Source organism: Streptococcus oralis (assembly GCF_001578935.1).
GTDB classification, from domain to species: domain Bacteria; phylum Bacillota; class Bacilli; order Lactobacillales; family Streptococcaceae; genus Streptococcus; species Streptococcus oralis_R.
In genome coordinates, this window is sequence record NZ_KQ969538.1 from 1 (window position 1) to 357 (window position 357).

At 42.0% G+C, this 357-nt stretch carries 1 pseudogene; it reads left to right on the top strand.

Going from position 1 to position 357, the window contains the following annotated elements:
* Positions 1 to 357, top strand: a pseudogene (locus SORDD15_RS10340) (type IV secretion protein Rhs); the annotation flags it as partial.

Sequence of the window (357 nt, forward strand, 5' to 3'; positions counted from 1 at the left end):
CTCACCGCTGTTAAGACTAGTATCAAAACAGCAGTGAAGGAAGGCTTGGAACAAGGAGTTAGGAACCTAGATAGTTTCAAAGGTATCTTGAAGAATGCTAAGGGCTTGGGGGATAATGTCCTTTCCCAAATTAAAACCTATGGCAAACAGCTTGACAATCTCCGACCAAGTAAGATTCTATCGAATTCAGCAGACGCTCTAAGCGATGGTTTACGCCATGCGGATAATGTTCTAAGTGAAGCAGCTCAGAGATTTAGTTTGAACTCCCTAGAACAACTACAACCAGTGACAGGCACTATTCCATTTGAAGGAGGGAAGTTATCTCATTTAGCAGATAATCTCAGTGCTTTTGCGAAA